The sequence below is a fragment of the Geothrix fermentans DSM 14018 genome (assembly GCF_000428885.1).
Lineage (GTDB): Bacteria > Acidobacteriota > Holophagae > Holophagales > Holophagaceae > Geothrix > Geothrix fermentans.
The window spans coordinates 21,093-46,659 of sequence record NZ_AUAU01000027.1; the positions used below are offsets into that span (position 1 = coordinate 21,093).

Here is a 25,567-nt window from a genome sequence, read left to right on the forward strand (position 1 = left end):
CACGAGCCGAAGGCGAGTGGGAGGCACGCAAGGCGTGCCGTCAGACGGAGGGCGCAGCGGCATCGCCCTCCGCCTGACGGGCCCTGCCTCGCAGGGCCCTCCCGCTCGTCCCTCGCGGAGGCGGAGCCTCCCCGCCGGCCCTCGCCCGAAGGGAGAAAGCCAGGCGGGCGCCCTGCGGCGTCACGGCCCTTGAACGATGAACCACATCGTCCTGCGGGCCCTTCCTTGCGGGGCATCCCGCCTGACTTTCTCGCGGTCCCGCGGGGGGATGCTAGCTGCTCTGGCCTCAGCCCAGGAACTTCTTCAGCAGGTCCATGCCGATGCCGCCTTCGGGCAGGCTGCCCTGGGGGCTGAGCTTGTCCACCACCTGGGGCAGGAGGTCCGCAAGCCCCGAGGCGGCTTCGCCGTGGGAGAGGCCCAGCTGGCCCGCCAGCTGCTGGAGCTGGTCCGAACCCAGGGCCGCCTGCACGTGCTCGGCGCTGATGGGCTGGTTCGCGCCGGTGCCGATCCAGGAGGCCACCTGGTCGCCCAGCCCCTTTTCCTGGAACTGGCCCAGCAGGCCCTGGATGCCCCCGGGATGGTTCTGGATGAGGCCCATGACGGCGCCCATGAGCGGGTTCCCGCCCTCCGCCTGGCCGCCCTGTCCCAGCAGACCGCCCACCATGTCCAGCAGACCCATGACATCCTCCTCAGGAAGTAGGGCCCCAGGGTCCGGTCAATCCCCTGTCGAGGCAAGCCCCTCCCCGGGAATGTCCCATCCCCGTCCCGGTCCTTTGACGGGGAGTTGACCGCCCGGGGTGGGCCGGCGTAGGGTGGCCCGCATCCAGCCCCCAACAGGAGGACCCATGCTCCACCTCATCTGGACGTGCATCATCGGCCTGATCGCCGGCGCCGTGGCCAAGCTCATCATGCCCGGCAAGGACCCCGGCGGCTGGATCATCACCATGGTCCTCGGCATCGCCGGGTCGTTCCTCGGTACCTACCTCGGGCGGGCCGTGGGCCACTACCAGCCGGGCCAGAGCGCGGGCTTCCTCATGTCCATCGTGGGCGCGGTGATCCTCCTGGGCATCTACCACCTCTACAAGCGGTTCACCGCCTGATGGGCCCCACGCAGACCCTGGCGGCCATCCTCGGCCTCTCCACCGTCTCCGGCATCAACCTCTACCTGACGGTGCTCCTGGTGGGCGCGGGCCAGCGGTACGGATGGATCCACGGCCTGCCCCCGGAACTCGGCATCCTGAGCCACCCGGTGGTGCTCGGGGTCGCGACCGTCCTGTTCCTCATGGAGTTCCTGGCGGACAAGGTGCCCTTCATCACGCCCATCTGGGACGGGCTGCACACCTTCATCCGGCCCCTTGGCGGCGCCCTGCTGGCCCTGGGGGCCGCCGGCGAGCTGCACCCCGTGGCCAAGGTGCTGGCCCTGCTGGCGGGCGGCACCATCGCCCTGGGCACCCACGGCAGCAAGATGGGGGTGCGCCTCCTGGCCCACACGGCCCCCGAGCCCGCCAGCCACAGCGTGCTCAGTGTGGCCGAGGACGTGGGCGTGGCCGCCCTGCTGGCCCTGGCCTACAGCCATCCCGCCATCGCCCTTCCTGTGCTCGGGGCGGTGCTGGTGGCGACGGCCCTCCTCCTCCCGCTGCTGCTGCGGGCCCTGGCCTTCGTGCTCACGGGATTCCGCGGCGCCCTGCGCTCCCTGGTGGGGCGCGGCAGCCGCGAGGAGATCCCCCTCTGGGCGGAGCTGAAGGCCCTGGAGCTGGCACCCACGCGCCCCACGGAGATCCTGCCCTGCTTCGCCCGCCAGGTGAAGGGCCTGCCGCGCTTCCACGGGGCCTTCCTCGTCCAGGCGGGCGGGGGCTGGCATCTGGTCTACCGGCGCTGGTTCCACACCCGCAGCCTCTCCTTCGATCCCGCGCCCGGCCCCGCCCGCACTTTCCCGGGCCTGCTGTGGGACACGGCCGTGTTCCTCGCGGACGGCAAGCCCCAGGTGCTGCTGGCCGGGCGGGACTGGCGCCACGCGTTCCCGGTGGAGGTGGGCCAACCCTCCTGATCCCGTATCTTCCCCCACGGCACCTTTCGGTCCACCCTGGAAGGTCCTGAGGTACCCATGCGCGGATCTTTGTCCCTCCTTGCCCTCTCTCTCGTCCCCGCCCTGGTGGCGGCGCCGCCCAAGGCCGAGCCCCGCGGTCTCGACCTGGCGGGGATGGACCGCAGCGTGGCCCCCGGCGACGACTTCTTCGCCTATGCCAACGGCGCCTGGGTGAAGAAGACGGAGATCCCCGCGGACCGGGGCTCGTACGGGGTCGGGCGCGAGGTGGCGGACCTCACGGACCGGCGCACGGCCGACCTGATCAAGGCCGCCTCCAAGGCCCCGGCCGGGTCCGAGCTGCGGAAGATCGGCGACTTCTACACCAGCTTCATGGCGGAGAAGGCCATCGAACGGAAGGGGCTCACCCCCCTCCAGCCCACCTTCCGGGCCATCGGCGCCATCGGGGACCGCCAAGCCCTGGCCCGCTACCTGGGCACCACGCTGCGGGCCGACGTGGACGTCCTGAACAACACCCAGTACCACACGGCCAACTTCCTCGGCCTCTGGGTGGCGCAGGATCTGGATCATCCCGATCAGTACGCCCCCTTCCTGCTCCAGGGCGGCCTGGGCCTGCCCGAGCGCAGCTACTACCTGGACCCCTCCGACGGCATGGCCGCCGTCCGAACCCAGTACACCACCCACGTGGCGGCCATGCTGAAGCTGGCGGGGCTGTCGAACGTCCTCACCCGCGCCACGGCCGTGGTGGACCTGGAGACCCGCATGGCCAAGGCCCACCTGGGCCGCGAGGAATCCGGCGACGTCCAGAAGGGCAACAACCACTGGACCCGCGCGGACTTCCCCGCCAAGGCCCCGGGCCTGGACTGGGAGGCCTTCTTCGCCGCCGCGGGCCTCTCGAAACCTCCGGTGTTCGTGGTCTGGCAGCCCGGCGCTGTCACGGGCCTTTCGGCCCTGACCGCCGAGGTCCCCCTCGACGTGTGGAAGGACTACCTCACCTTCCACGCCCTCCAGCGCTGGGCGGAGGTGCTGCCCAAGGCCGTGGGCGAGCAGTCCTTCGCCTTCTACGGCAAGGTGCTCAGCGGCGCCACCAGGCCCCGCGACCGCTGGAAGCTCGGCGTCGAAGCCACCAACCGCGCCCTGGGCGAGGCCGTGGGGAAGGCCTACGTGGCGAGGTACTTCCCGCCCTCGGAGAAGGCCCGCGCCCAGGAGATGGTGGCCAACATCAAGGAGGCCTTCCGCCTCCGCATCGAGCGCCTGGACTGGATGTCCCCCGCCACCAAGGCCAAGGCCATCGCCAAGCTGGAGGCGCTCAAGGTGGGCGTGGGCTACCCGGACCGCTGGCGCGACTACCGCGGCTTGAAGGCCGTGGCCGGGGATGCCTTCGGCAACGCCCAGCGGGCGGAGCGTTTCGAGTACGAGCGCAACCTCAGGAAGCTCGGCCAGCCCATCGACCGCACCGAATGGGTGATGAACCCCCAGCTCGTGAACGCCGTGAACCTGCCCGTGATGAACGCCCTCAACTTCCCGGCGGCCATCCTCCAGCCGCCCTACTTCGACCCCAAGCGGCCCATGGCCATGGACTACGGCGCCATCGGCGCGGTGATCGGCCACGAGATCAGCCACAGCTTCGACGACTCCGGCTCCCTCTTCGACGCCACCGGGAAGCTGCAGAACTGGTGGACGCCCGAGGACCTGAAGCACTTCCAGGCCTCCGCGGATCAGCTGGTGAAGCAGTTCGACGCCTACGAGCCCTTCCCCGGCCTGCACATCAAGGGCAAGCAGACCCTGGGCGAGAACATCGCCGATGTGGCCGGCCTGGCCGCCGCCTACGATGCCTATCGCCTCTCCATGAAGGGCAAGGAGGCTCCCGTGGTCCAGGGCCTCACCGGCGACCAGCAGTTCTTCCTCAGCTACGCCCAGAGCTGGCGCGAGAAGACCCGCGAGCCCCTGCTCCGCCAGCAGATCCTCACGGACGGCCACGCCCCGGCCTCGTTCCGGCCCTCCACCGTGCGGAACCTGGACGCCTGGTATGCCGCCTTCGAGGTGAAGCCCGGCCAGAAGCTCTACCTGGCCCCCGCGGACCGCGTGAAGATCTGGTAGCAGGCAAGGAGGCTTCCATGGCCCTTCTCGATTCCAGCCGCAGCATCCTCGTGGTCATCGACCTCCAGGGCAAGCTCGTGGGCATGGTCCACCGGCCGGCCCTGGTGCTGGAGGCCACCCGCCGCCTCATGAAGCTGGCGGACCTCTTCTCGGTGCCCGTGGTGCTCACGGAACAGTACCCCAAGGGCATCGGCCCCACGGAGGAGAGCATCCGCGCCACCTACGAGGCCCTGGCCACGCCGAAGTTCCTCCTGGAGAAGACCGCCTTCGGGTGCTGCGGCGACTCAGGGTTCGAAGCCTTGCTCCAGCAGGCGCGGCCCGACCTGGCCCGGGAGAAGCGCCAGATCGTCGTGGCCGGCATCGAGGCCCACGTCTGCGTCATGCAGACGGTGCTGGAGCTGCTGGCCACGGGCCACGAGGTGCACCTCTGCTGGGATGCGGTCAGCGGCCGCGGTGAGGAATACCGGAAGCATGCGCTGGAGCGCATGGCCGCCGCCGGCGCCACGCTCACCAACCACGAGTCCGTGGCCTTCGAGTGGGCCCGCGACAAGAACCACCCCCAGTTCAAGGCGCTGTCGGCGCTCATGAAGGAGGGGCAGCCGGGCTGAGGCTCCTTCAGCGGAGCGCCCGCGGCGGACTGAAGACGCCCGGTGCCGTCTGGAGCATCACGCTGGGTCCCTCGTTCAGGATGAGGTCGGTGCGGCCGTCCCCGTCCGCATCGCCCAGGGCGAGGAAGTTGGCATTCTGGGTTCCGTCCAGGGCCGCCGCGGCCACGAAGGTCCCCCGCCGGGTGGCCGACTGCCGGAGGATTGTCACCTTCGACGGCGTCGAGAGCGACTGGTACACCAGCGAGATGACCGCCACCTCCGGCAGGCCATCGCCATCGAGATCGCCGATGGCCACCTGGCGCGCCCCGTCGGCCACGGGGACGGCCGTGGCCGTGAAGATGCCCGGCTGGGCCTGGAGGAAGACCGTCACACTGGCCCCGCCCCTCCCGCCATTCGGGGCATTTCCGGGATTCGCCGCCACCAGGTCCAGCCGGCCATCGCCATCCAGGTCCGCGGCCGCGACCCCGTCGAACCGCTGTCCCACGGCGAGGAGAACCGGCGCCGCGAAGCCTCCGCCCGCGCGCTGGTGGAGGACGGCGAGGCCGCCGGATCCCGCCAGGACCAGGTCCGGCCGGCCATCGCCATCCACATCCGAGGCCACCAGGCTGCTGAACCCCTGGCCGGCCGCCACCGGCACCGGAACGGCCGGCAGGAAGGAGCCGGGCGGAGCCGGAGCCTGCGCCAGCAGGAGGATGCGACCGTTGACGAGCACCCCATCGGCCACGGCCACATCGGCCAGGCCGTCCCCCGTCAGGTCCGCCACCGCGCAGGCTTCGGCCGCCCCGCCGGTCCGGACCCAGACCGGCGCGAGGAAGCGCCCTGGCGTGGCAGGATCCTGCCGGAGCAGGACCAGTCCGCCGCTGTCTCCCGGCGTGTTCAGCTGGGGGGGCGTGGAGGCGGGAATGGCCACGACCAGATCCGGCCGGCCGTCCCCGTCCAGGTCGCCCACGGACACTCCCCAGGGATCGAAGGCCAGGGGGTACGCGCTCGGCGCGGCGAACCCGCCCCCGGCGCCCCGGAGGAAGACCTGCACGCTGTTGCGGTGGGTTCCGCCGTCGATCAGGGTGGAGGCCACGGCCACGTCGTCCCGCCCATCGCCATCCAGATCCGCCACCACCACCTGGCCCCAGACCCAGAAAGGCGGGATCACCACGTCCCCACCCCCGCCGCCGCAGGCCGATCCGAGCAGGAGCGCCGCGCCGGCGAGCCGCCCGGACCAAGTCCAGAAGCCTTCCCTGAATCGCCTCACGATCCACCTCCTGCGGGAAGCACTCCGCCCGGGCACGGGACCATCGCAGAATGTAAGCCTTCCGGAAGCCCCATGCCCCGCATCCAAGGCCACCCTGTTCCTGCCCTCTTCCCCGATGCCGGCCCGGTGTCGGTGATGCTCTTCGGCGAGGCGCCGGGCCCCCGGGGTGCCGACCAGTCGGGCCTCCCGTTCTGGGGGGACGGCGCCGGCATCACCGTCTACCGCGCCCTGGCCGCCACGGGCCGCGCCGAGGTGCCCGACGCCGCCTGGGTGGACTGGGACGGGGCCCGGTTCAAGGCGCTAGGCCTGGCGCCGCGCCTGCTCGGCACGGCCCTCAGCAACGCCTACCCCGCCTGCCCGACCAAGGATGGCGAGCACTTCCACGCCCCCTCCAACAAGGATCTGCTGGCCCCCGCCAACCTGGCCCGGCTCGTCTCGGAACTGACCCGGGCTTCGCAGGGTGTCACCTCCCCGCTGCGCGTCATCGCCTTCGGAAAGCGGGCGGAGTGGGTGCTCTTGCGGCTGGAGGGCGCGCCTCCCTTCGAGCTGCACGCCCTGCCCCATCCCAGCGCCCAGGGCCTGCTGCAGGCCGCGCCGGGCAAGGGCAAGGGCCTGCGGCTGGAGGACCTCCGCGGGGATTGGATGGCCCGGCTCGAGACCCTGCTCTGCCCGGATCCGGACGCCCCCCTCGATCTCCGCTAAAAGATTTCCTGATTATCGGCGAGCCTCAGCCAGAAAAGCGGAACGCAGAGGGCGCAGAGACCGCCCTTCGGGCGCACGGAGAGCGCGGAGGGGGCTCGACCCACCATGCGTGGGCCCGCCGAAGGCGGCCTCCGGCGTTGCCGGAGGGCATGGGAGCGCCCACCCCTGCGAAGCTGCACCCCCAAATCAGCCGCAGCCCCGTTTTCAATCTGTGCAAATCTGTGGACCCGAGGCCGTTTCTCCGTCATCTCCGGCTCCAGCCTTTCATCTTGCGAACATGGGGCTGAGCTTGGCCGATAAGCAGGAAAGATTTTTATCGAGCAGCCATTGACAGCCGGTGCCCGATTTCATACATTCACCCACATGGGTGAATGTTCACCTGTTCCAACATGGAAAGGACGGCATGAAGACCTACGATGCGCGGATGGTGCCGCTCGAACCGATCGAAGGCGCGCCCGCCCCGGGCCGCGCCCGGGAAGGCGCGTGATGGAAGGGCACAGGCTCGATCAGGTGTTCGGGGCGGTGTCCGATTCGACCCGGAGGGCGATCCTCGCACGACTGGCCAGCTCCGAGGCGCGGGTGACGGAACTCGCCGAGGCGTTTCCGATCTCGCTCAACTCCACCTCGAAGCACATCCGGGTGCTGGAGCGGGCGGGGCTCGTCCGGCGGGAGGTCCGGGGAAGGGACCACGTGCTTTCGTTGAACGCGGGCCCGCTGGAAGAAGCCTCCGCATGGATCGAGCACTACAGGCGGTTCTGGGACGACCGGCTCGCGGCCCTCGACACCTTCATCCAAACGAAACGAGAACAGACCCACAGGAGAAACCCGAGATGAACCACACCATCCCCCTTCCGGCGGTCGTCGTTCAGCGCGAGATCGACGCCACCGCCGAGGAACTGTTCGACGCCTGGCTCGACCCGGAGAGCCTCGCGGCCTGGATGCGGTGTTCGACCTGCGTGGACGCCACCGCCCGCGTCGATCCGAGGGTCGGAGGCGAGTTCGAGATCGTCATGACGGAACCCGGCCGACCCCACGTCCATACCGGGAGGTACCAGGTCATCGAACGCCCCCGCGTGTTGAAGTTCACGTGGATCTCCGAAGCGACCAAGCACACGGAGACGCTCGTGACGGTCGAATTCCTGAAGAAAGGCCGGAGAACCAACGTCGTGGTCACCCACGAGCAGTTGCCCGACCAGGCCGCGGCCATTCCGCATGAGATGGGCTGGACCCACATTCTCGAGCTGCTCGCCGGGCACGTCCGCGCGGCATGATCCGCCGTCGCCATCCACCCCATCCACGGCTGCATCCATGGGCCCACCCATGACCACGGCAGCCTGACGTGAACCAGGCCTCTGCCCCATCCGGGGCGGCGGCACATCGATGACCATGATGGGTCGAGGAGCGGCCGAAGCACCTGGCCGCGGCCCGGGCTCCATCGACAGGAAGCCGGCTCGCTGAACGCCTGCCCTCGCCCTGGGCGAAGGAAAGACCGCGTTTGCCTTCGCGGCGCTGCGTTCCATCGCCGCGGAACATCCCCCCCCGACCTCAGGCAGAGGCACTGAGGCATAAACCTTCAGAAGGAGGACTGTCATGCACAACCGAATCGTTTCCGCGGAGGAATGGCTCCCATCGCGTCTCCAGCTCCTGCAAAAGGAGAAGGAACTCACCAGGCTCCGGGAGAAGCTGGCCGAAGAACGCCGCCGCCTTCCCTGGATGAAGGTCGAAAAGGACTACTTCTTCGACGCTCCCGGAGGCAAGGTCTCCCTCGGCGATCTGTTCGAGGGCCGCAACCAGCTGGTGGTCTACCACTTCATGTTCCATCCCGATTGGGAACAGGGGTGCAAGTCCTGTTCTCTCCTCGCGGACCACTACAACCCGGCCATCGTGCACCTGAACCACCGCGATGTCTCGATGGTGACGGTGTCCCGCGCCCCCCTGCCGAAACTCCAGGCCTTCAAGAAGCGCATGGGCTGGTCCTTCCAGTGGGTGTCCTCCCATGACAACGACTTCAACCGTGACTTCAACGTCACGTTCACGGAGGAGGAGATCCAGCGCCGCACCCCCTATTACAATTACGCCACCGGGCCGTTCCCGCTGCAGGAGGCGCCGGGCATCAGCGTGTTCGCCAGGGACGAGGCGGGGAATATCTACCACACCTACTCGTCCTATGCCCGGGGGCTCGAATCGTTCATCGGCACCTACGACCTGCTGGACATCGTCCCCAAGGGCCGCGACGAAGAGGCCGACGCCTATCCCATGCAGTGGCTCCGCCATCACGACAGGTACGGTGCCGAGGACCCCTTCGCCTTCATGGTCGCCGGAGGGAAGCCGTGACGCCTCCGACCTGTTGCGAGATCCGCCCGGGATCCTCCGCCCCACCGGCGGAGGGTCCCCACGGCGGGGGTCCGGTCCCGGAGGCGCCTCGTCCAGCCGGGCGGGCCTTCGCGCGGCGGCTGAGGCGGTGGGGCGTCCCAGGCATCGTCCTGGTCCTGCTTCCGAAATGCCCCATGTGCCTCGCGGCCTACGTGGCGGCAGGGACGGGGATCAGCCTTTCCTTCTCAAGCGCATCTCTGCTCCGCACCTCGCTGCTCGTGGCGTGCCTCGCCTCGCTCGCGTTCCTTTCCATCCGGTACCTGGCGCAGTGGGTCCGCAGGCGGCAGGGCCGCTCCGAGGCCGTCTCCGCCCGGTAGCCCCCGCTGTCCGGCCTGGCGGGTTTCCGTTCAGCCGGCCTCCGGCTGGAGGACCTCCCCGGCGAATGGGAGGCTCGCCTCCGGAGCCTGCTGGATCAGGATCGGCCGGGGCCGCGCCCCCGGACTTGCGCGTAGCCGTCCAGGAAGCCCTGCAGGAAGCCCAGGCGCTGGCGGATGTCCGCCTCCCAGAACCCGAGCCGCTCCCAGCCCTCGGCCGTCAGCTCGTAGATCTTCCGGGCCGGGCCCCGGTGGTCCGTGTCCCAGTGGGCCGTGACCTCGCCGGCGGTTTCCAGGGCCTGGAGCGTCCGGTAGATGGCGCCGGGATCCCCCTTGAAGTCCGCGAACCGCGCATGGAGCTCTGCCCGGATGGCGTGCCCGTGCAGGGGGCCTTCCGTGAGGGCCAGCAGGATGAAGGCGGGGAGGTGGCGGGCGTGGCGGCGGGCGGCGGGCATGGGATGTCTGGAGTGTACCCTCAGCGCGCCGGGCGCCGTTCCAGGCGCTCCATGAGGAACCCGCAGCCGAGGATCCCGGGAACCGTGAGAGCCAGGCGGATCAGGGCGAAGCGGGGTCCCAGGAAGGCGCTCTCCAGCAGCAGCATGGGCACCTTGATGGCGGCCCAGGCCCCCAGGAAGATCACCAGGTTGGCGGTGCGCGCCCCCTTCTCCCGGAGCGACAGGCCCAGGGGGAAGGCCGCGTAGATGGGCCCCGCCGCCGCCGTGCCCAGCAGCATGGCGAAAGCCACCCCCCGCAAGCCGGAGCCGGGGCCCAGGCTCCGTTCCACCACGGCCCGGGGGACCCAGGCGTCGAACAGGGCCAGGAGGACCAGCACCGCGGGCAGGATGGCCAGGATCTGGAGGAAGCCCTGCAGGCCGCCCCTGGCCGAGGCGAGGGCAAGCTGCGGGAAGCGCCAGGCCAGGGCGAGGTGGACCGCCGCGATGGCGACGAGGATCCCGACGACGGGGCGCCAGGCCCGGCTCACAGCAGCACCCCCATGGCGGCGCCGATGGCCAGGGCCAGCACCAGGCTCAGGGCCTGCCTCCGGACGGTGAAGGCCCGGCCGAAGGCCTTGACCTCCAGGGGCGCCGTGAGGAGACCCACCATGGTGAGGGTGGTGATGAAGCTGGCGAGGGCGGGCAGGCTGGCCCCCATGCGGTGGAGCGTCCCCGCGAGGGGATAGGCCACCGGCGAGGGAATCGTGAGCAGGGCGCCCACGCCGGACAGGAGGAGGAAGCCCACGGCCCCGTGCTCCTGGAACAGGCGTGCCACGGCCTGGGGGGATATGAGGGCCGTGATCAGGCCGATGCCGGCGGTCAGGCCCAGGAGGGAGGGCAGCAGACCGAGCCAGGAGCGCCAGGCCGCCCCCAGGGCCTGGCGGGTGCGGACCCGGTCCTTCCGGGCGGACAGGAGCAGGCCGATCAGGGCCAGCAGGAACAGGACGAAGGCAGACATGGGTAAGGCTCCAATATGACATCTAGATGTTTATGACATCTAGATGGTTCATTATGATCACCCCACCGTCGCGGTCAACCCCTCCGGAGGAACCTGGGGGCGGGCCTAAACATGTCTTAACTGGCCCTTCCCCACGTGCCGCGTAAGCTGAGGGCTTCCCGTGGGGGATCTTTCGCAGCCTGGAGGTCACATGTCCCTGTCCCGTCGATTCACGCTGCCCCTGTGCGGGGCCCTGGCCCTGGCGCTGGTGGCGGGCGATGCCTCCAGGCCGGCCCCCGCGGTGAAGGCGGCCCCCAGGGGGAAGGCCAAGGCCCTTCCCGTGCCCGCGCCGGTCAAGGTGACGACGGTGGAGGGCATCACCGAGTACCGCCTGGCCAACGGCCTCCGGGTGCTGCTCTACCCCGACGCCAGCAAGCCCACGATCACCACCAACATCACCTACCTGGTGGGCAGCCGCATGGAGCACTACGGCGAGACGGGCATGGCCCACCTGCTGGAGCACATGCTCTTCAAGGGCACCAAGGACCGGCCCGACACCTGGAAGATCCTCAACGAGCTGGGGGGCGACGCCAACGGCACCACCAACCTGGACCGCACGAACTACTACGTGTCCTTCCCGGCCTCCGAGGAGAACCTGAAGAAGGCCCTGGGGTTGGAAGCCGACCGGATGCTGAACTGCAGCTTCACGGCGGAGACGCTGTGGGGCAAGGACGGCAAGAGCGGCGAAATGACCGTCGTCCGCAACGAGTTCGAGCAGACCGAGAACAGCTCTTTCAATGTCACGGGCCTACGGGTGCTGTCGGTGGCCTTCGACTGGCACAATTACGGCAAGCCCGTCATCGGCGCTCGCAGCGACATCGAGCACGTGAACGTGGACCACCTGCGGGCCTTCTACCGGACCTACTACCAGCCGGACAACGCCGTGCTGGTGGTGGCGGGAAAGTTCGACGGGCCGAAGACGCTGGCCTTCGTCAACGAGACCTTCGGGCGGATCCCCAAGCCCGCCCGCACCCTGGAGCCCACCTACACGGTGGAGCCCACCCAGGACGGCGAGCGCCTCGTCACCATCCGGCGCGTGGGCGGCACGCCCCTCCTGATCGCCGGCTACCACATCGCCCCCGGGGCCCACCCGGACCGCAGCGCCACGGACCTGGCGGCGGCCATCCTGACGGACGCCCCCGGCGGACGCCTCTACAAGGCCCTGGTGGAGACCAAGCTGGCCGCCCAGGTCTTCCCCCTCTCCTTCACCACCTACGAACCCGGCTACCAGATGTTCGGCGTGGTCCTGCCCAAGGACGGGGACCTGGGGAAGGCGCAGGAGGTGCTCCTGCGCGAGGTGGAGGGCCTGAAGGACCGGCCCCTCACCCAGGCGGAACTGGACCGGGCCAAGGCCCAGGTCCAGAAGGGCATCGACCAGACCCTATCGGACACCAAGGCCATGGCCATCGGCCTGAGCGAGGCCATGGCCACGGGCGACTGGCGGGAGTGGTTCCTGGACCGCGACCGCACCCTGGGGGCCTCCCTCGCGCAGGTCCAGGCGGCGGCCGTGGCCTACTTCAAGCCCAGCAACCGCACCCTCGGGGAGTACGTCCCCACGGAAAAGCCAGACCGCACCGAGGTGCCGGGCCTGCCGGACATCGCCGCCGACGTGGCCTCGTACACGGGCAGGCAGACCATCGCCCAGGGCGAGGCCTTCGACGCCAGCCCCGCCAACGTGGACCGGCGCACCATCCGGTTCACGGCTCCCAATGGCCTCAAGGGCGCCCTGCTCCCCAAGAAGACCAAGGGCGGCATGGCCTCGGTGCAGCTCACCCTGCGCTTCGGCCAGGAGGCCTCCCTGCGCGACAAGCAGGCGATCCCGGAGCTCACGGGCGCCATGCTCATGCGTGGCACCCTCAGGCACTCGCGCCAGGAGCTCGCCGACGCCTTCGACCAGCTGAAGGCCGAGGTCATGGTCACCGGCGGCGCCACCTCCGCCAACGCCCGCATCACGGTCCCCCGGGAGCACCTCGCGGCCGCCCTGAAGCTGGTGGCCGAAGTCCTGCGCGAGCCCGCCTTCCCCGCCTCCGAGCTGGAGACCCTCGCGAAGCAGCAGAGCACGGGCATCGAGTCCCAGCGCCAGGAGCCCCAGGCCAAGGCCATGGAGTTCCTGGGCCGGACCTTCGACGCTTACCCCGCGGGGCACCCCTCGGCCTACCGGTCCTTCGACACCCGGCTCCAGGACCTGAAGGGGGCCAAGGCCGAGGACCTGAAGGCCTTCCATGCCGCCTTCTACGGGGCGGACCACGCCACCTTCGCGGCCTCCGGCGACTTCGATGCCCAGGAGCTCCAGGCCCTGGTGACTGAGCTCTTCGGCAGCTGGACCTCCACGTCGCCCTACGCGCGCATCCCCGCCCGGCTGAAGGAGGTCCCCGGCCAGTCCAGGGTCCTGGAGACGCCGGACAAGAAGATGGCCATCTTCATCGCCGCCGAGCGCTGGGCCATGAAGGACACGGATCCCGGCTATCCCGCCTTCCTCATGGCCAACCAGATCCTCGGCGGCGGCGCCCTCAAGAACCGCATCGCGGACCGCCTGCGCCAGAAGGAGGGCTTCAGCTACGGCGCCGGCTCCTACGTCAACGTCAGCAGCCAGGACCCCGTGGCCTCCTGGCAGGGCTACGCCATCTACGCGCCCCAGAACGCCGCGAAGCTGGAGGCCGCCTTCCAGGAGGAACTCCAGAAGGCCCTGAAGGACGGCTTCACCCAGGAGGAGCTGGACTTCGCCCGGAAGACCTGGCTCCAGGGCGAGGAGGCCCAGCGCCAGGAGGACCGCGCCATCGCCGGCTGGCTGAACAGCTCGCTCTACCTCGGCCGCTCCGTGCTCTTCGAGGCGGAGCTGGAAGCGAAGGTCAAGGCCCTGAAGCTGGACGAGGTCAACGCCGCCCTGCGCCGGCACCTGGATCCCGCGAAGCTCGTCATCGTCAAAGCGGGCGACTTCACCAAGAAGTAGTCTTTCTCGTGCTGGCAAAATGGGGGAGCGGCCTGCCGCTCCCCCATTTTGCTAGGAGGAAACAGCGATCCATGGTCTTCTGGATGTCCGCTCGGCGTTGATCAGTGACGCGGGGCGATGACGGAGGGCGTGGCCATGGCGCGCATCGAACGGGAATGGAAGGCCGAGCAGGAGGGCGCGGCCCTGGCTTCGGAGCTGCACAAGGTCATGGTCATCAGCCACCGGCAGGCCAAGGGCTTCATCGACGGCCGCTGCGTGACGGTGAACGGCGAGACCGCCGAGAAGCACGGCCACCGGCTCAAGGCCGGCGACACCGTGAAGGTGGTCTTCGATCCCGAGCTCACCTACGAGGTGCTGCCTCCCCCGAAAAAACTGAGCTCCGGACCCTACGAGACCCTGTGGGAGGACAACCACCTGCTCTTCGTCTTCAAGCCCGCGGGCCTGCTGACGGTACCCGCCGAGCAGGGCGGCGAGCCCAGCCTGGCGGAGGCCATCACCGAGTCCTACCGCCGCCGCGGCTTCAAGCGCTTCAACCTCTACATCGTCCATCGCCTCGACCGCTTCACCAGCGGCGTGCTGGTCTTCGCCAAGACGCCCGAGGCCCTGCACGGCCTCAAGAAGCACTTCGAGCTGCACCGCCTCCAGCGCGTCTACTTCGCCATCCTGGTGGGTGAGCTGCCCGAGAACAGCGGCACCTTGGCCGGCCATCTCATCGAGCACGCCAAGTCCCTGAAGATGTCCGTGGCCAAGGTGCGCAAGGGCCCCGGAGGCGGCAAGCGCATGCCCGCGGGCGCCAAGGAGGCCGTCACCCACTACCGCGTGATCGAGCGCCTGCCCGGCCACACCGTGGTGGAGGTGCGCCTGGAGACCGGCCGCCGCAACCAGATCCGCGTGCAGTTCGCGGACCGTGGCTTCCCCCTGCTGGGCGACCAGGTCTACGGCGTGGAGAGCCCGCTGCTGGACCGCCAGGCCCTGCACGCCGAGCTGCTGGGCTTCAAGCACCCCGTCACCGAGGAGCAGGTCACCGTCACGGCCCCCATGCCCGCGGACATGGAGGCGGCCCTCAAGGCCCTGCGCAATTCCGCCCGCCTGCAGCGCGCCGCCACTGGCGCCAAGGGCGAGGAGGGCATCTTCCAGCCCACGGAGAGCCGCGACCACAAGCTCAAGCGCGTGGCCCGCGCCAAGCGCTACGATCGGCCCGAGGAGCGCGAGCGTCCCCTGGGGGGTTCCTCGCGGCCTCGCCGCGAGGAGGAGCAGGAAGAGCGGCCCCGCCGCCGTTTCACTCCCGACGACCGTCCGGCACGGTCCCGCCGCGAAGAGGGCGACGAACGCCCGCGCCGCAGCTTCGGTTCCGCCGACCGCCCTGCCCGCCCCCGGCGCGACGACGGCGACGAGCGGCCCCGCCGCAACTACGGCTCCGCTGAGCGCCCCACCCGTCCGCGACGCGACGACGATGGCGACCGGCCTCGCCGCCCCTTCACCCCCGGCGACCGACCCCGGCCCCGCCGCGAGGACGGCGACGAGCGCCCGCGCCGCAGCTACGGCGCCGCCGACCGCCCCGCCCGCCCCCGGCGCGACGACGGTGACGAGCGGCCCCGCCGCCCCTTCACACCCGGCGACCGCCCGGCCCGGCCCCGCCGTGAGGACAGCGACGAGCGCCCGCGCCGCAGCTACGGATCCTCCGAGCGCCCTGCACGCCCCCGGCGCGACGACGGTGACAAGCGGCCTGGCCGCCCCTTCACCCCCGGCGATCGCCCGGCCCGGCCCCGCCGTGAGGGCGGCGACGAGCGCCCGCGCCGCAGCTACGGATCCTCCGAGCGCCCCGCCCGAAAACCGGCCCCCCGGACCGTCAAACCCAAGCCGCGAAAGCCCTGATCCGACCACAAGCATTTCATGCGCCGGACCGCCCGCGGTCCGGCGCCCGCGTGTGGCATGACCTCCTCGCCGGGACCCGACTCCGAACGCCGCCACCCGGCGTTCTCCGCCACCTGGCCGTCGGTCAAATGTGCTCCAGGTACATCCGGTCCAGCGCTTCGGCCATGTCCAGGTCCCGCTGGGTGACGCCGCGGCTGACATGGGTGGTGAGCACCGCCACCACCCAGCGGTAGCCCAGCGTCAGGTCCGGGTGGTGGTTCACCTTCTCGGCGTGCTCCGCTGCGGCCATGACAAAGCCCAGGCCCCGCGGGTAGGCGGAGAAAACATAGCGGCGCCGGAGGGTCAGCCCGTGGGCATCCCCCTGGGCGACCCAATCGGGGTGCGACTTCAGGAAGGCCTCCATGGCGTCGGGGCTGACCAGATCCTTGGACATGCTTTCTCCCATGGGGCATCCTAATCCGTTGCCCTGGAATCGCGCCATGCCCTTCAACCAGCCTCCCCTGCTCGGCCGCATCGCCTTTGTCACCGGCTCCTCCCGGGGCATCGGGCGGGCCATCGCCGTGGAGTTCGCCCGGTGGGGCGCGGACGTGGTGGTGCATGCCCAGAAGAACCAGGATCTGGCCGAGGCCGTGGCCGAGGAGATCCGGGGCATGGGGCGCCGGGCCATGGTGGTGCTGGCGGACGTGCGGGTGAAGGCAGAACTGGAGGCCGCCGCGGACCGGGTGAAGGCGGAACTGGGCCCCGTGGACATCCTCGTGAACAACGCCGGGACGCGCAAGGACGGCCCCTTCATCCTCATGGGCGACGCGAAGTGGGAGGAGGTAATGGACGTGAACCTCCGCGGCACCGTGTACGCCACCAAGGCCTTCGTGCGCGGCATGATGGCCCGCAAGTGGGGCCGCATCGTCAACATCGTGAGCCCCACCGGCATCATCGGAAAGGCCGGCCAGACCAACTACGGCGCCAGCAAGGGTGCCGTCATGGCCCTCACCAAGAGCCTGGCTCGGGAGGTGGCGCCCTTCGGCGTGCTGGTGAATGCCGTGAACCCCGGCCTCATCCACACGGAGCTCACCCAGGACGTGCCCGAGGACCTGCGCCGGGAGATGCTGGCCCCCGCCATCCTCAAGCGCGAGGGCGAGCCCGAGGAGGTGGCCGGCGTCGTGGCCTTCCTCTGCTCCGACTGGGCCAGCTACATGAGCGGCCAGATCATCAACGTGGACGGCGGGCTCTGCCCTTGACCGACCGCCGGATCGCGGAGCAGGCTGCGGGGCAGCCTGCGAAGCGAGGATCCGGCGAGGAGGTCATGCCACGGGGCCGCCGGATTAGTCCAGCTGGTTCGCCGCCTGGAGGGTATTGGTCAGCAGCCCCGCGATGGTGAGAGGCCCGACGCCCCCGGGGACGGGCGTCACGGCCGAGGCCACCTGCATGGCCTCGCCGTAGCGCACGTCGCCGCAGAGGACGGCGCCCTTGGCGATGAGCGTCTCCAGCTTCTTCGGTTCGGCGGCGAAGATGCGCTGGCCGAGGGCCAGGTCGTCCACGCGGTTGATGCCCACGTCCACCACCACGGCGCCGGGCTTGATCCAGGAGCCCTCCACCAGGCCGGGCTTACCGACGGCGGCCACCAGCAGGTCCGCCTCCCGGCACACGGCGGGCAGATCCTTCGTGCGGCTGTGGGCGATGGTCACCGTGGCGTGCTGCTCCAGCAGCATGAGGGCCATGGGCTTGCCCACGATCTCACTGCGCCCCAGCACCACGGCCCGCAGGCCCTTGAGCTCCACGCCATGGTGGGCCAGGAGGGACATGCAGGCGCTGGGGGTGCAGGGGCGCAGGCCCGGCAGACCCTCCAGCAGCAGGCCCTGGTTCACGGGATGGAAGCCGTCCACATCCTTGGCGGGACTGATGCGGTGCAGGGCCCGCTTGGAGTCCAGGCCTTTGGGCAGGGGCAGTTGCACCAGGATGCCGTCCACGCCGGAATCGGCGTTCAGGCGGTCGATGAGGGCGTCCAACTCGGCCTGGGGCGTGTCCGCGGCCAGGCGATGTTCCAGGGAGGTGATGCCCACCTTGGCGCAGGCGGCGGACTTGTTGCGGACGTAGACGTGGCTGGCGGGATCATCGCCCACCAGCACCACGGCCAGGGCCGGCGCGCGGAGTCCCTTGGCCTGCCGGGCCTCCACTCCCTGGCGCACCGCCTCCAGCATGCGGTCCGCGTGCGCCTTGCCATCCAGCACCTGAGCCATGAGCCATCCTTCCCATTGGAAAAGGGGACTCGCTGGCCCCCTTTCCAGCCTACCAGTCGAAACCTACCAATCGAAGCCGAGGCCCGCCGCCAGCACGTCCGTGTCGCGGTGGTAGGAGGTGGCCGTCCGGTTCCAGGTGAAGTGGGCCATCCACTGGGGGGCCAGGCGCCAGCCCGCCGCCAGGGTGACGCGTCCCGAGAGCCGCACGTCGTCCCGGTCCGGCCCTCCCTCGTAGTGCTCCACGCGGGTGGCGTAGGGACCGACGCCCATGCCCAGGCGCAGCCGCCGCTCCAGGAAGAACCCGTCCAGCCAGGCCTGGAGGCTCACACCGTCGCGGCGCACCTTCTCCGGAGATCCCTCGTTGACGTAGCCCGCGCTCCAGGACCAGTGGGGGGAGATCCGCCGCCGGTAGGCGATCTCGTAGGCGTCCGCCGTCTGGCTCGTGTCGCTGTTGAGGATGGTCTGCCCGTAGTAGAAGAGGACCTCCTGGCGGCCTTCTCCCGCCTGCCTAGCCGGGGGACTGGGTGCCGCCGGCTCGGCAGGCCCGATCCTCAGCAGCAGGCCCAGGAGTACGGCCTGGGTCACGGGGTCCCGCCCGCCCAGGGTGCGGTTGAGCTGGACCTGGGCGGACAGGTCCCCGTCCCCGAGGGGATAGGCCATGGCCACCGAGAGGAGGGGCCGGGTGTTGTGGTCGTTCCGGTAGCCGTTCCCGCCCTCCTCCACGCTGGTGTCAAAGGACCGGTAGAGGCCCAGGCCGACACCCATCCGCAGGCGCTGGCCCCGGGGGTCCCGGGTGGCCCAGAGCTGGGCGGTCCAGCCATCCCGATGGTGGTTCTCCAGATGGCCCTCGTTGAGCCAGCCGAGGGAGACGGCGAAATGCGGCGTCAGGCGCTGGTAGTAGTCCATCCGCCAGGTGTAGGTGAACTCCTTCTCCCCCACCTCGTGGAGACGGCCCAGGGCCAGGGCGGCTTCCTGCGCCTGCGCCCCGCCTCCGGCCAGGAGCGCGGCCGCGAGCGGCGCCCACAGCCTCGCTCTCCTCATGAGTGAACCCTGCCGCATGAAGCTCCACACGTCCGCCCGGCGGACCTTCCATTGGAACAGGATTCGGCCCTGAGACCCAGAATCCCTTTCCCGGCCTTGGCATCTCCCCTTGATGGCGGTAGACTCATAGGTCAATTCGGCCATGGCATCCCGGACCCGGGGGCCAAGACTGGGTGGGTTCGGCCCACCTTTTTTGTTGTTCTGACGGAGCCTGAGTGGATCTGAAGAAGCTGCAGCCCCCCATCGAGCGCCAGCTGGCCCTGCTGGGCTACGAGCTGGTGCACTTGGAGACCGCCCGCGAAGGCCGGGACGAGGTGCTGCGCCTCTACATCGACCACCTGGACGCCGAGACCAGCGGCCGCCGGATCACCCTGGACGACTGCACCGCGGCCCACGAGGGCCTGCTGCTGTGGATGGACGTGGAGTTCCCGGACCTGCGCGAGACCCTGGGCATCGAGGTGAGCAGCCCGGGCCTGGAGCGCCCCCTGGTCAAGGCCGAGCACTTCCGTCGCTTCGCGGGCCGGCTCTGCCGCGCGCAGACCGCCGCGCCCATCAATGGCCAGAAACGCTTCAAGGGCTGGATCGGCCCCGTGGAGGACGGCAGCGTCACCCTCGAAGAGGACGGCGTCCTCAAGGCCATTCCCCTCGAAGCCATCCAGAAGGCGCGCCTGGCGCCTTTTGATGAAGAGAAGACCCCGCGGCCCAAGCACCTGGCCGCCCGTTTGAGCGAATTACCTGATGCCGACGGCGTAGAGACAAGCGCCGCCGAGGACGAGGAGGCCTGAGATGGCGAACGTGGCAACGACCTTTTTCGACAGCGTGAAGATGATCGCCGCCGAGAAGGGCATCAATGAGGAAGACGTCTTCGCGGCGGTGGAGGAGGCCCTGGCCAAGGCCGCGGACAAGTTCTTCAACGCCCAGGATTTCTACGGCAACTTCCAGGCCCAGATGGATCGGGAGACCGGCGAGTTCCACGTCTACGCCCTGAAGCAGGTCGTGGCGGAGGTCGAGGAGGAGGACCTGGAGATCAGCCTGGCGGAGGCCCAGCAGCTGAACCCGGACGCCGCAGAGGGCGACACCCTCTGGCTGCCCCAGGACACCAGCCAGCTCGGCCGCATCGCCGCCCAGGCCGCCAAGCAGGTGCTGGTGCAGAAGGTCCGCGAGGCCGAGCGCGAGCGCATCTTCACCGAGTTCGCCGACCGCATCGGCGAGGTGGTGGTGGCCGAGGTGAAGCGCTTCGAGAAGAGCGCCATCATCCTCGAGATCGACCGGGTGGAGGCCATGCTGCGCCGCTCGGAGGCGCTGCGCGGCGACCGCTTCGACAAGGGCCAGCGCATCAAGGTGGTCATCGTCAGCGTGGACCGCAGCGCCAAGGACCCCCAGGTGCAGGTCAGCCGCACGGATCCGCGGCTGCTCATCAAGCTCTTCGAAAATGAAGTCCCCGAGATCCACGACGGCACCGTGGTCATCCGCAACTGCGTGCGCGAGGCCGGCGACCGCGCCAAGGTGGCCGTCCACAGCCTCGACCCCGATGTCGATCCCGTGGGCGCCTGCGTGGGCCTCAAGGGCAGCCGCGTCCAGGCCATCATCCGCGAGCTGAAGAACGAGAAGATCGACATCGTCCGCTTCTCGGATGACGCCTCCCAATTCATCGCCAACGCCCTGAACCCCGCCAAGGCCATCCGCGTGAACCTGGTGGACCCCGAGAACCGCCGGGTCGAGGTGGTGGTGGACGACGAGCAGCTCAGCGTGGCCATCGGCAAGCGGGGCCAGAACGTCCGTCTGGCCGCCAAGCTCACGGGCTGGAACATCGATGTCCGCAGCGAGGCCGACAAGCGCCGCGAGGCCGAGGTCGCCATGGGCCTGGCCCTCCCCGAGATGGACGCCGAGGCGGCCCCCGCCGCCGAGGCCGCCGCCCCCGCCTCCACCCTGCTGGACGAGATCCAGGCCGAGGGACTGGATGCCGCCCTTGCCGCCAAGCTGGCCGCCGCGGGCTATCCCGACGCCAAATCCCTTTACACTGTCACTGCCGAGCAGCTCATGCAGGTGGATGGCATGGACCAGGATCTGGCCTTCCGTCTCATCGATGCCGTGCAGGCTCACTTCGGGGAGTAGGCTGTAGACCTGCAGCCCTTCCCGTTCCCCACACCCAGGCCGAGGTAATCCGCTTACATGCTGCGTATCAACCAACTCGCCAAAGAGCTCGGAGTCGCCAACCAGGAGGTCATCGAGGCCGCCGAGAAGCGTCTCGGCCTCCCCGGGAAGAGCCACAGCTCCAACCTCACTGATGACCAGGCGGACCAGTTGCGCCGGGCCTTCCAGGGCAAGCACAAGGGGGAGAGCGAGGCCCCCCCCCTCGCGCTGCACAAGCCCTCCGCCGCCGTGAAGGTGGTGAAGGGCCCCGCCCCGGTCGCCGCCCCCCGCCCCGAGCCCAAGGCCGAGGCCCCGGTCGAGGTGCCCAAGCCCGCGCCCGCCGTGCTGGTGAAGAAGGCCGAGCCCCGGCCGGAGCCTGAGCCGGAGCCCCAGGCTCCGGTCTCCGCCATCCCCGAGGCGCCGGCTCCGCAGCCCAAGGCGGCCGAGCCCGCCATCGCCCCCGCGCAGCCCCCCGTGGCCGCGACCCCCGCGGCTCCGGCCGCTGGCGCGCCCACCCCGGCGCCCACACCGGCCCCGGCCCCGGCCGAGCCGCTTCCGGAGACCTTCTCCCGCCTGAAGGTGTCCACGGGAGCGGCCCCCGCGCCCCGCGAGGAGAAACCCGCCCGCTACATCCAGCTGCCCCCGGCGCGCCCCACAGGCGGCTCGGCCCCCCAGCGGCCCGCCCAGCCCGCGGGCCAGGCCGGCGGTCCCCGCCCCGAGGCCGGCGCCCGTCCCATCGTGCAGCGCCCGGGCCAGACCCCGGCGCCCAGCAATGTGCAGCGCTCCGGCATGCCCCAGAAGGAGAAGGCCGTTCTCCAGATGGCCACCAACACCGGCCGAGGCGAGGTGCGCCATGACGCGCCCGCGCCCGCCACGCCCCACCGGCGGCCCTACATCCCGCCCGCCATCACGGAGATGAGGTCCGACCAGGGCTTCAGCCGCATCAAGACCTCGGATACGCCTCCCCCGGCCCCCCGGCCCCAGGAGCCCGCCCGTTACATCCAGCTGCCCCAGCCCCGGCCCGCTGGCGGAGCCCGGCCCAGCGGCCCCGGTCGCCCCGGCGGTCCCGGTCGCGGCCCCGGCGGTCCCGGCCGTCCCGGCATGGGCCCCCGCCCCGGCGGACCCGGCCGTCCGGGTGGCCCTCGCCCCGGAGGACCCGGCCGCGGCCCCTCGCTCCCCGCCGCGGGTCCCATCGATCCCAACAGCCAGAAGGGCCCCGGCCGCGGCGCCCAGAAGGGCGGCAAGAAGAAGGGTGGCTTCGTCCGGAGCAAGGAGGAGGAGCTGGACCTCAAGCTCCGCCAGCCCCGCTCCCGCGCCCAGCAGGTGGCTACCGAGTACGTCGAGGATGAGATCGGCATCGTCATGCTGTCCGAGGGCGTGACGGTCAAGGAGCTCGCCGAGAAGTGCAACCGTCCCGCCAAGGACGTCGTCGCCAAGCTGCTCCACCGCGGCATCTTCGCCACCATCAACCAGCCCCTCGACACCGAGATGGCCAAGGAGATCGCCCGCGAGTTCGGCTACCTGGCCGACATCGTCTCCTTCGAGGAGGACGTCCAGATCGCCGCCGACGAGTCCGGCGAGGTCCTGGGCGAGAAGCTGGCCCGGCCCCCGGTGGTCACCATCATGGGCCACGTGGACCACGGCAAGACCTCGCTGCTGGACGCCATCCGCAAGACCAAGGTGGCGGCTGGCGAGGCCGGCGGCATCACCCAGCACGTGGGCGCCTACCACGTGGCCGTGAAGGACCCCAACACCGGCGAGAAGCGCAAGGTGGTCTTCCTCGACACCCCGGGCCACGAGGCCTTCACCAAGATGCGCGCCCGCGGCGCTAAGGTCACGGACATCGCCGTCCTGGTGGTGGCCGCCGACGACGGCGTCATGCCCCAGACCGTGGAGTCCATCAACCACGCCAAGGCCGCGGACGTGCCCCTGGTGGTCGCCATCAACAAGATCGACAAGCCCGGCGCCAACCCGGACAAGGTCCAGCAGGGCCTGCTCCAGTACGGCGTCCAGACCGAGGCCTACGGCGGCGACGTGCCGGCCGTCCTCGTCAGCGCCAAGACCCAGCAGGGCCTGGACGAGCTGCTGGAGACCCTGCTCCTCGTGGCGGACCTCAAGGAGCTGAAGGCCGTCTACGACTGCCCCGCCGCCGGGTCCATCATCGAAGGCCGCCTGGACCGGGGCCGCGGTCCCGTGGCCACGGTGCTCGTGCAGCGCGGCACCCTGAAGGCCGGCGACATCTTCGTGGCCGGCGCCACCATGGGCCGCGTCCGCGCCATGTTCGACTACCTGGGCCAGCGCGTCACCGAGGCCGAGCCGTCCACCGCCGTGCAGATCCTCGGCTTCGAGGAAGTGCCCAGCGCCGGCGACAACTTCCAGGTGGTGGAGGACGAGGGCAAGGCCCGCACCATCGTCTCCTTCCGCCAGGAGAAGGCCAAGCAGGCCGCCCAGCTCAAGCAGCGCGCCACGCTGGAGACTCTGTTCAGCACCCTCAAGGACGGCCAGGTCAAGGAGCTGCCCCTCATCATCAAGGCCGACACCCAGGGTTCCGTGGAGTCCCTGGTGGGCCAGCTGGAGCGTCTCAGCACCGAGAAGGTCCGCGTGCGGATCATTCACAGCGCCGCCGGCACCGTCACCGAGAACGACGTGCTCCTGGCCGAGGCCTCCAAGGCCACCATCATCGGCTTCCAGACCAAGGCCGAGAAGAAGACCGAGGAACTCGCCCACGAGGAGGGCGTGGACCTGCGCTTCCACGACATCATCTACAAGGTCACGGAAGAGGTCGAACGCGCCATGGTCGGCATGCTCGACGCCACCGAGAAGGAGACCATCCACGGCCAGGCCGAGGTGCGCCAGCTCTTCAAGATCGGCAAGGCTGTCATCGCCGGCTCCTTCGTCACCGAGGGCAAGGTCCAGAAGTCCAACAAGGTCCGCGTGAAGCGCGGCGAGGAGGTCCTCTTCGAGGGCGGCCTCAAGAACCTCAAGCGCTTCAAGGAGGATGTGACCGAGGTGAAGAACGGCCTCGACTGCGGCATCTCCCTCGACGGCTTCGACGAGCTGAAGGAAGGGGACATCCTCGAGTTCTTCAGCAAGGAGAAGGTGATCGCCACGAGCCTCACCTGAGGCGATCTGCGCTTCGCGCAGATCGGAAACGGGCCCGCGAAGCGGGCCCGTTTTTCATTGATTGTCATAATTGACTTAGTGGTATTTAAATGTTGAATCCGCTCGGGTAATGACAATTCATGTGATCCTTGTCACGGCCATCCGAACCCAGAATGGGCGGTCGTTCCAGACGAGGTATCCATGTCCGCTCCCAGCTTCGCCCTCTCCGCCCCCACGAACCGGCAGCCCGCGGGCAATCCCCTGGGCCTGGCGGGCATCGACCACTTCCAGCTGACGGGCTCCATCCCGCGCCTGGAGACCCTCTACCGCCGCCTGGGCTTCGCCCGGGTGGCCAGCGGCGACCACGCCTGGGGCCGGCTGGTCCACCTGCGCCAGCAGCGCATGGACATCCTGATCTTCGAGGCGGTCTCGAACCACCCCGCCGGCCGCTACTTCCAGGCTCATGGCGAGGGGGTCTGCGCCCTGAACTTCACGGTGCAGGATCTGGACGTGGCTCTGGCCCAGGCCCGCGCCCAGGGCGCCCGGGTGATGCTGGAGCCCGAGACCCATGAGCTGGGCCAGGGCACGCTCCGCTTCGCGGCCATCCAGGGCGTGGGCGATGTCTGGAACTTCCTCGTGCAGCGCACGCCTGGGAACGCCGACGAGCGGAAGGGGGAGCCCGCCTTCTGGCCCGGCCTCACGCCGGACCCGGCCCCCGCCTTCTGCGAGCCCGGCCTGGTGCGCGTGGACCACCTCACCAACAACGTGGGCCCCGGCGAGATGGACGCCCTGGTGGACTTCTACGAGCGCGTCTACGGGTTCGTCGTCACCCGCGAGTTCCACATCCGCGGCGCCCTGGGCACGGGCCTCGACTCCAAGGTGGTGCAGAGCGCCGACAACCGCGTGATCATCCCCATCAACCAGCCCACGGACGAGAAGAGCCAGGTGCAGGAGTACGTCACCCGCCACCGCGGCCAGGGCGTGCAGCACATCGCCCTCTCCACCAACGACATCTTCCACACCCTGCGCACCCTCCAGGAGCAGGGCTTCAAGTTCCTGCGCGTGCCGGACACCTACTACGAGCTGCTGCCCGGCCGCATCGCCAAGAGCGGCTACACCGTGCGGGAGGACCTTGCCACCGTGCAGGAGCTGGGCGTCCAGATCGACGGTGACGGGACCGGCTACCTGCTGCAGATCTTCACCGAGGACCAGGTCGGGCCGCTGTTCTTCGAGATCATCCAGCGGCGGGGGAACATGGGCTTCGGCGAGGGCAATTTCCAAGCCCTGTATGACTCCATTGAGCTGGATCAGAAGAAGAGAGGCGTGCTCTAACACGCCCATGCCCCCT

At 69.9% G+C, this 25,567-nt stretch carries 23 protein-coding genes; 15 read left to right on the forward strand and 8 right to left on the reverse strand.

All coding sequences use genetic code 11. The annotated features are described in order from the left end of the window. Positions 1 to 286: 286 nt before the first annotated feature. Positions 287 to 679, reverse strand: coding sequence for a YidB family protein (locus G398_RS0109440; RefSeq protein ID WP_026853415.1), 393 nt, complete (start codon positions 677 to 679; stop codon positions 287 to 289). 166 nt (positions 680 to 845) lie between these two features. On the opposite strand from G398_RS0109440, the gene G398_RS0109445 reads away from it, so the two are divergent. Genes G398_RS0109445 through G398_RS0109460 form a run of 4 tightly spaced genes read left to right on the forward strand, consistent with a single transcriptional unit; the run spans position 846 to position 4,752 of the window. Continuing rightward, complete coding sequence (locus G398_RS0109445; RefSeq protein ID WP_026853416.1) at positions 846 to 1,100, forward strand: GlsB/YeaQ/YmgE family stress response membrane protein; 255 nt, start codon at positions 846 to 848, stop codon at positions 1,098 to 1,100. Beyond that, positions 1,100 to 2,047 (forward strand): DUF4126 domain-containing protein, encoded by a 948-nt coding sequence (locus G398_RS21955; RefSeq protein ID WP_052571769.1) that lies wholly within the window; start codon positions 1,100 to 1,102, stop codon positions 2,045 to 2,047. The genes G398_RS0109445 and G398_RS21955 overlap by 1 nt, the downstream gene beginning before the upstream one ends. Before the next feature lie 57 nt (positions 2,048 to 2,104). Next, positions 2,105 to 4,144 (forward strand): M13 family metallopeptidase, encoded by a 2,040-nt coding sequence (locus tag G398_RS0109455; RefSeq protein ID WP_026853417.1) that lies wholly within the window; start codon positions 2,105 to 2,107, stop codon positions 4,142 to 4,144. A 17-nt stretch (positions 4,145 to 4,161) separates the two neighbouring features. Beyond that, positions 4,162 to 4,752, forward strand: a complete 591-nt coding sequence (locus G398_RS0109460; protein ID WP_026853418.1) for an isochorismatase family protein — start codon at positions 4,162 to 4,164, stop codon at positions 4,750 to 4,752. A 7-nt stretch (positions 4,753 to 4,759) separates the two neighbouring features. Here the strand turns inward: G398_RS0109460 and G398_RS0109465 are convergent, their stop codons facing one another. Then, entirely contained in the window at positions 4,760 to 6,001 is a 1,242-nt protein-coding gene (locus G398_RS0109465; RefSeq protein WP_026853419.1) for an FG-GAP repeat domain-containing protein, read from the reverse strand. A 72-nt stretch (positions 6,002 to 6,073) separates the two neighbouring features. On the opposite strand from G398_RS0109465, the gene G398_RS19665 reads away from it, so the two are divergent. The 4 genes from G398_RS19665 (at position 6,074) to G398_RS0109485 (ending at position 9,037) form a co-directional block, all read left to right on the forward strand. Next, the gene (locus tag G398_RS19665; protein WP_026853420.1) at positions 6,074 to 6,703 is read left to right on the forward strand and encodes a uracil-DNA glycosylase family protein; all 630 of its coding nucleotides are present in this window, start codon (positions 6,074 to 6,076) and stop codon (positions 6,701 to 6,703) included. A gap of 486 nt (positions 6,704 to 7,189) precedes the next feature. Beyond that, positions 7,190 to 7,537 carry an ArsR/SmtB family transcription factor gene (locus G398_RS17520; protein WP_043484600.1) on the forward strand — a complete coding sequence of 116 codons (348 nt, stop codon included), beginning with the start codon at positions 7,190 to 7,192 and terminating at the stop codon, positions 7,535 to 7,537. After that, on the forward strand, positions 7,534 to 7,974 hold the full coding sequence (locus G398_RS0109480; RefSeq protein WP_026853421.1) for an SRPBCC family protein: 441 nt from the start codon (positions 7,534 to 7,536) through the stop codon (positions 7,972 to 7,974). Before G398_RS17520 ends, G398_RS0109480 begins: the two co-directional genes overlap by 4 nt. Positions 7,975 to 8,293: 319 nt before the next feature. Beyond that, a complete protein-coding gene (locus tag G398_RS0109485; protein ID WP_026853422.1) occupies positions 8,294 to 9,037 on the forward strand; it encodes a DUF899 domain-containing protein in 744 nt (247 codons plus the stop codon). A 451-nt stretch (positions 9,038 to 9,488) separates the two neighbouring features. Here the strand turns inward: G398_RS0109485 and G398_RS0109495 are convergent, their stop codons facing one another. Genes G398_RS0109495 through G398_RS0109505 form a run of 3 tightly spaced genes read right to left on the reverse strand, consistent with a single transcriptional unit; the run spans position 9,489 to position 10,842 of the window. Next, positions 9,489 to 9,845 carry a PadR family transcriptional regulator gene (locus tag G398_RS0109495; RefSeq protein ID WP_026853423.1) on the reverse strand — a complete coding sequence of 119 codons (357 nt, stop codon included), beginning with the start codon at positions 9,843 to 9,845 and terminating at the stop codon, positions 9,489 to 9,491. Positions 9,846 to 9,865: 20 nt separating this feature from the next. Then, positions 9,866 to 10,372 (reverse strand): hypothetical protein, encoded by a 507-nt coding sequence (locus tag G398_RS17530; RefSeq protein WP_043484604.1) that lies wholly within the window; start codon positions 10,370 to 10,372, stop codon positions 9,866 to 9,868. After that, positions 10,369 to 10,842, reverse strand: a complete 474-nt coding sequence (locus G398_RS0109505) for a hypothetical protein (RefSeq protein ID WP_026853424.1) — start codon at positions 10,840 to 10,842, stop codon at positions 10,369 to 10,371. The genes G398_RS17530 and G398_RS0109505 overlap by 4 nt, the downstream gene beginning before the upstream one ends. Positions 10,843 to 11,032: 190 nt before the next feature. Between G398_RS0109505 and G398_RS0109510 the strand changes: the two genes are divergently transcribed. Both G398_RS0109510 and G398_RS0109515 read left to right on the forward strand, forming a co-directional pair. Then, a complete protein-coding gene (locus G398_RS0109510; protein ID WP_052571773.1) occupies positions 11,033 to 13,831 on the forward strand; it encodes a M16 family metallopeptidase in 2,799 nt (932 codons plus the stop codon). Between the two features lie 135 nt (positions 13,832 to 13,966). Continuing rightward, entirely contained in the window at positions 13,967 to 15,706 is a 1,740-nt protein-coding gene (locus G398_RS0109515) for an RluA family pseudouridine synthase (RefSeq protein ID WP_169720640.1), read from the forward strand. A gap of 124 nt (positions 15,707 to 15,830) precedes the next feature. On the opposite strand, the gene G398_RS0109520 is transcribed toward G398_RS0109515, so the two are convergent. After that, entirely contained in the window at positions 15,831 to 16,139 is a 309-nt protein-coding gene (locus tag G398_RS0109520; RefSeq protein ID WP_043484605.1) for a 4a-hydroxytetrahydrobiopterin dehydratase, read from the reverse strand. A gap of 46 nt (positions 16,140 to 16,185) precedes the next feature. Between G398_RS0109520 and G398_RS0109525 the strand changes: the two genes are divergently transcribed. After that, positions 16,186 to 16,944, forward strand: a complete 759-nt coding sequence (locus G398_RS0109525) for a 3-oxoacyl-ACP reductase family protein (RefSeq protein ID WP_043484608.1) — start codon at positions 16,186 to 16,188, stop codon at positions 16,942 to 16,944. 84 nt (positions 16,945 to 17,028) lie between these two features. Here the strand turns inward: G398_RS0109525 and folD are convergent, their stop codons facing one another. Next, positions 17,029 to 17,943, reverse strand: coding sequence for a bifunctional methylenetetrahydrofolate dehydrogenase/methenyltetrahydrofolate cyclohydrolase FolD (folD, locus tag G398_RS0109530; RefSeq protein ID WP_026853429.1), 915 nt, complete (start codon positions 17,941 to 17,943; stop codon positions 17,029 to 17,031). A 63-nt stretch (positions 17,944 to 18,006) separates the two neighbouring features. Continuing rightward, the gene (locus G398_RS0109535) at positions 18,007 to 18,984 is read right to left on the reverse strand and encodes a hypothetical protein (RefSeq protein ID WP_052571774.1); all 978 of its coding nucleotides are present in this window, start codon (positions 18,982 to 18,984) and stop codon (positions 18,007 to 18,009) included. Positions 18,985 to 19,199: 215 nt separating this feature from the next. On the opposite strand from G398_RS0109535, the gene G398_RS17535 reads away from it, so the two are divergent. The 4 genes from G398_RS17535 to hppD all read left to right on the forward strand — a co-directional run bounded on the left by G398_RS17535 (position 19,200) and on the right by hppD (position 25,551). Continuing rightward, positions 19,200 to 19,769 (forward strand): ribosome maturation factor RimP, encoded by a 570-nt coding sequence (locus G398_RS17535; protein ID WP_052571776.1) that lies wholly within the window; start codon positions 19,200 to 19,202, stop codon positions 19,767 to 19,769. Position 19,770: 1 nt separating this feature from the next. Further along, positions 19,771 to 21,099, forward strand: coding sequence for a transcription termination factor NusA (nusA, locus tag G398_RS17540; RefSeq protein ID WP_052571778.1), 1,329 nt, complete (start codon positions 19,771 to 19,773; stop codon positions 21,097 to 21,099). A 57-nt stretch (positions 21,100 to 21,156) separates the two neighbouring features. Further along, positions 21,157 to 24,240 (forward strand): translation initiation factor IF-2, encoded by a 3,084-nt coding sequence (gene infB / locus G398_RS21960; protein ID WP_026853431.1) that lies wholly within the window; start codon positions 21,157 to 21,159, stop codon positions 24,238 to 24,240. 180 nt (positions 24,241 to 24,420) lie between these two features. After that, positions 24,421 to 25,551, forward strand: coding sequence for a 4-hydroxyphenylpyruvate dioxygenase (gene hppD / locus G398_RS0109555; RefSeq protein WP_052571780.1), 1,131 nt, complete (start codon positions 24,421 to 24,423; stop codon positions 25,549 to 25,551). The last annotated feature ends 16 nt before the right edge of the window (positions 25,552 to 25,567 follow it).

Bases quoted from the DNA above. Each gene is read 5' to 3' on its own strand.
- G398_RS17520 (WP_043484600.1), top strand. From the start codon at position 7,190: ATGGAAGGGCACAGGCTCGATCAGGTGTTCGGGGCGGTGTCCGATTCG.
- G398_RS19665 (WP_026853420.1), top strand. From the start codon at position 6,074: ATGCCCCGCATCCAAGGCCACCCTGTTCCTGCCCTCTTCCCCGATGCC.
- G398_RS0109535 (WP_052571774.1), bottom strand. From the start codon at position 18,984: ATGAGGAGAGCGAGGCTGTGGGCGCCGCTCGCGGCCGCGCTCCTGGCC.
- G398_RS0109455 (WP_026853417.1), top strand. From the start codon at position 2,105: ATGCGCGGATCTTTGTCCCTCCTTGCCCTCTCTCTCGTCCCCGCCCTG.
- G398_RS0109520 (WP_043484605.1), bottom strand. From the start codon at position 16,139: ATGTCCAAGGATCTGGTCAGCCCCGACGCCATGGAGGCCTTCCTGAAG.
- G398_RS0109525 (WP_043484608.1), top strand. From the start codon at position 16,186: ATGCCCTTCAACCAGCCTCCCCTGCTCGGCCGCATCGCCTTTGTCACC.
- G398_RS0109485 (WP_026853422.1), top strand. From the start codon at position 8,294: ATGCACAACCGAATCGTTTCCGCGGAGGAATGGCTCCCATCGCGTCTC.
- infB (WP_026853431.1), top strand. From the start codon at position 21,157: ATGCTGCGTATCAACCAACTCGCCAAAGAGCTCGGAGTCGCCAACCAG.
- nusA (WP_052571778.1), top strand. From the start codon at position 19,771: ATGGCGAACGTGGCAACGACCTTTTTCGACAGCGTGAAGATGATCGCC.
- folD (WP_026853429.1), bottom strand. From the start codon at position 17,943: ATGGCTCAGGTGCTGGATGGCAAGGCGCACGCGGACCGCATGCTGGAG.
- G398_RS0109445 (WP_026853416.1), top strand. From the start codon at position 846: ATGCTCCACCTCATCTGGACGTGCATCATCGGCCTGATCGCCGGCGCC.
- G398_RS0109440 (WP_026853415.1), bottom strand. From the start codon at position 679: ATGGGTCTGCTGGACATGGTGGGCGGTCTGCTGGGACAGGGCGGCCAG.
- hppD (WP_052571780.1), top strand. From the start codon at position 24,421: ATGTCCGCTCCCAGCTTCGCCCTCTCCGCCCCCACGAACCGGCAGCCC.
- G398_RS0109460 (WP_026853418.1), top strand. From the start codon at position 4,162: ATGGCCCTTCTCGATTCCAGCCGCAGCATCCTCGTGGTCATCGACCTC.
- G398_RS0109505 (WP_026853424.1), bottom strand. From the start codon at position 10,842: ATGTCTGCCTTCGTCCTGTTCCTGCTGGCCCTGATCGGCCTGCTCCTG.
- G398_RS0109515 (WP_169720640.1), top strand. From the start codon at position 13,967: ATGGCGCGCATCGAACGGGAATGGAAGGCCGAGCAGGAGGGCGCGGCC.
- G398_RS0109510 (WP_052571773.1), top strand. From the start codon at position 11,033: ATGTCCCTGTCCCGTCGATTCACGCTGCCCCTGTGCGGGGCCCTGGCC.
- G398_RS0109495 (WP_026853423.1), bottom strand. From the start codon at position 9,845: ATGCCCGCCGCCCGCCGCCACGCCCGCCACCTCCCCGCCTTCATCCTG.
- G398_RS0109480 (WP_026853421.1), top strand. From the start codon at position 7,534: ATGAACCACACCATCCCCCTTCCGGCGGTCGTCGTTCAGCGCGAGATC.
- G398_RS21955 (WP_052571769.1), top strand. From the start codon at position 1,100: ATGGGCCCCACGCAGACCCTGGCGGCCATCCTCGGCCTCTCCACCGTC.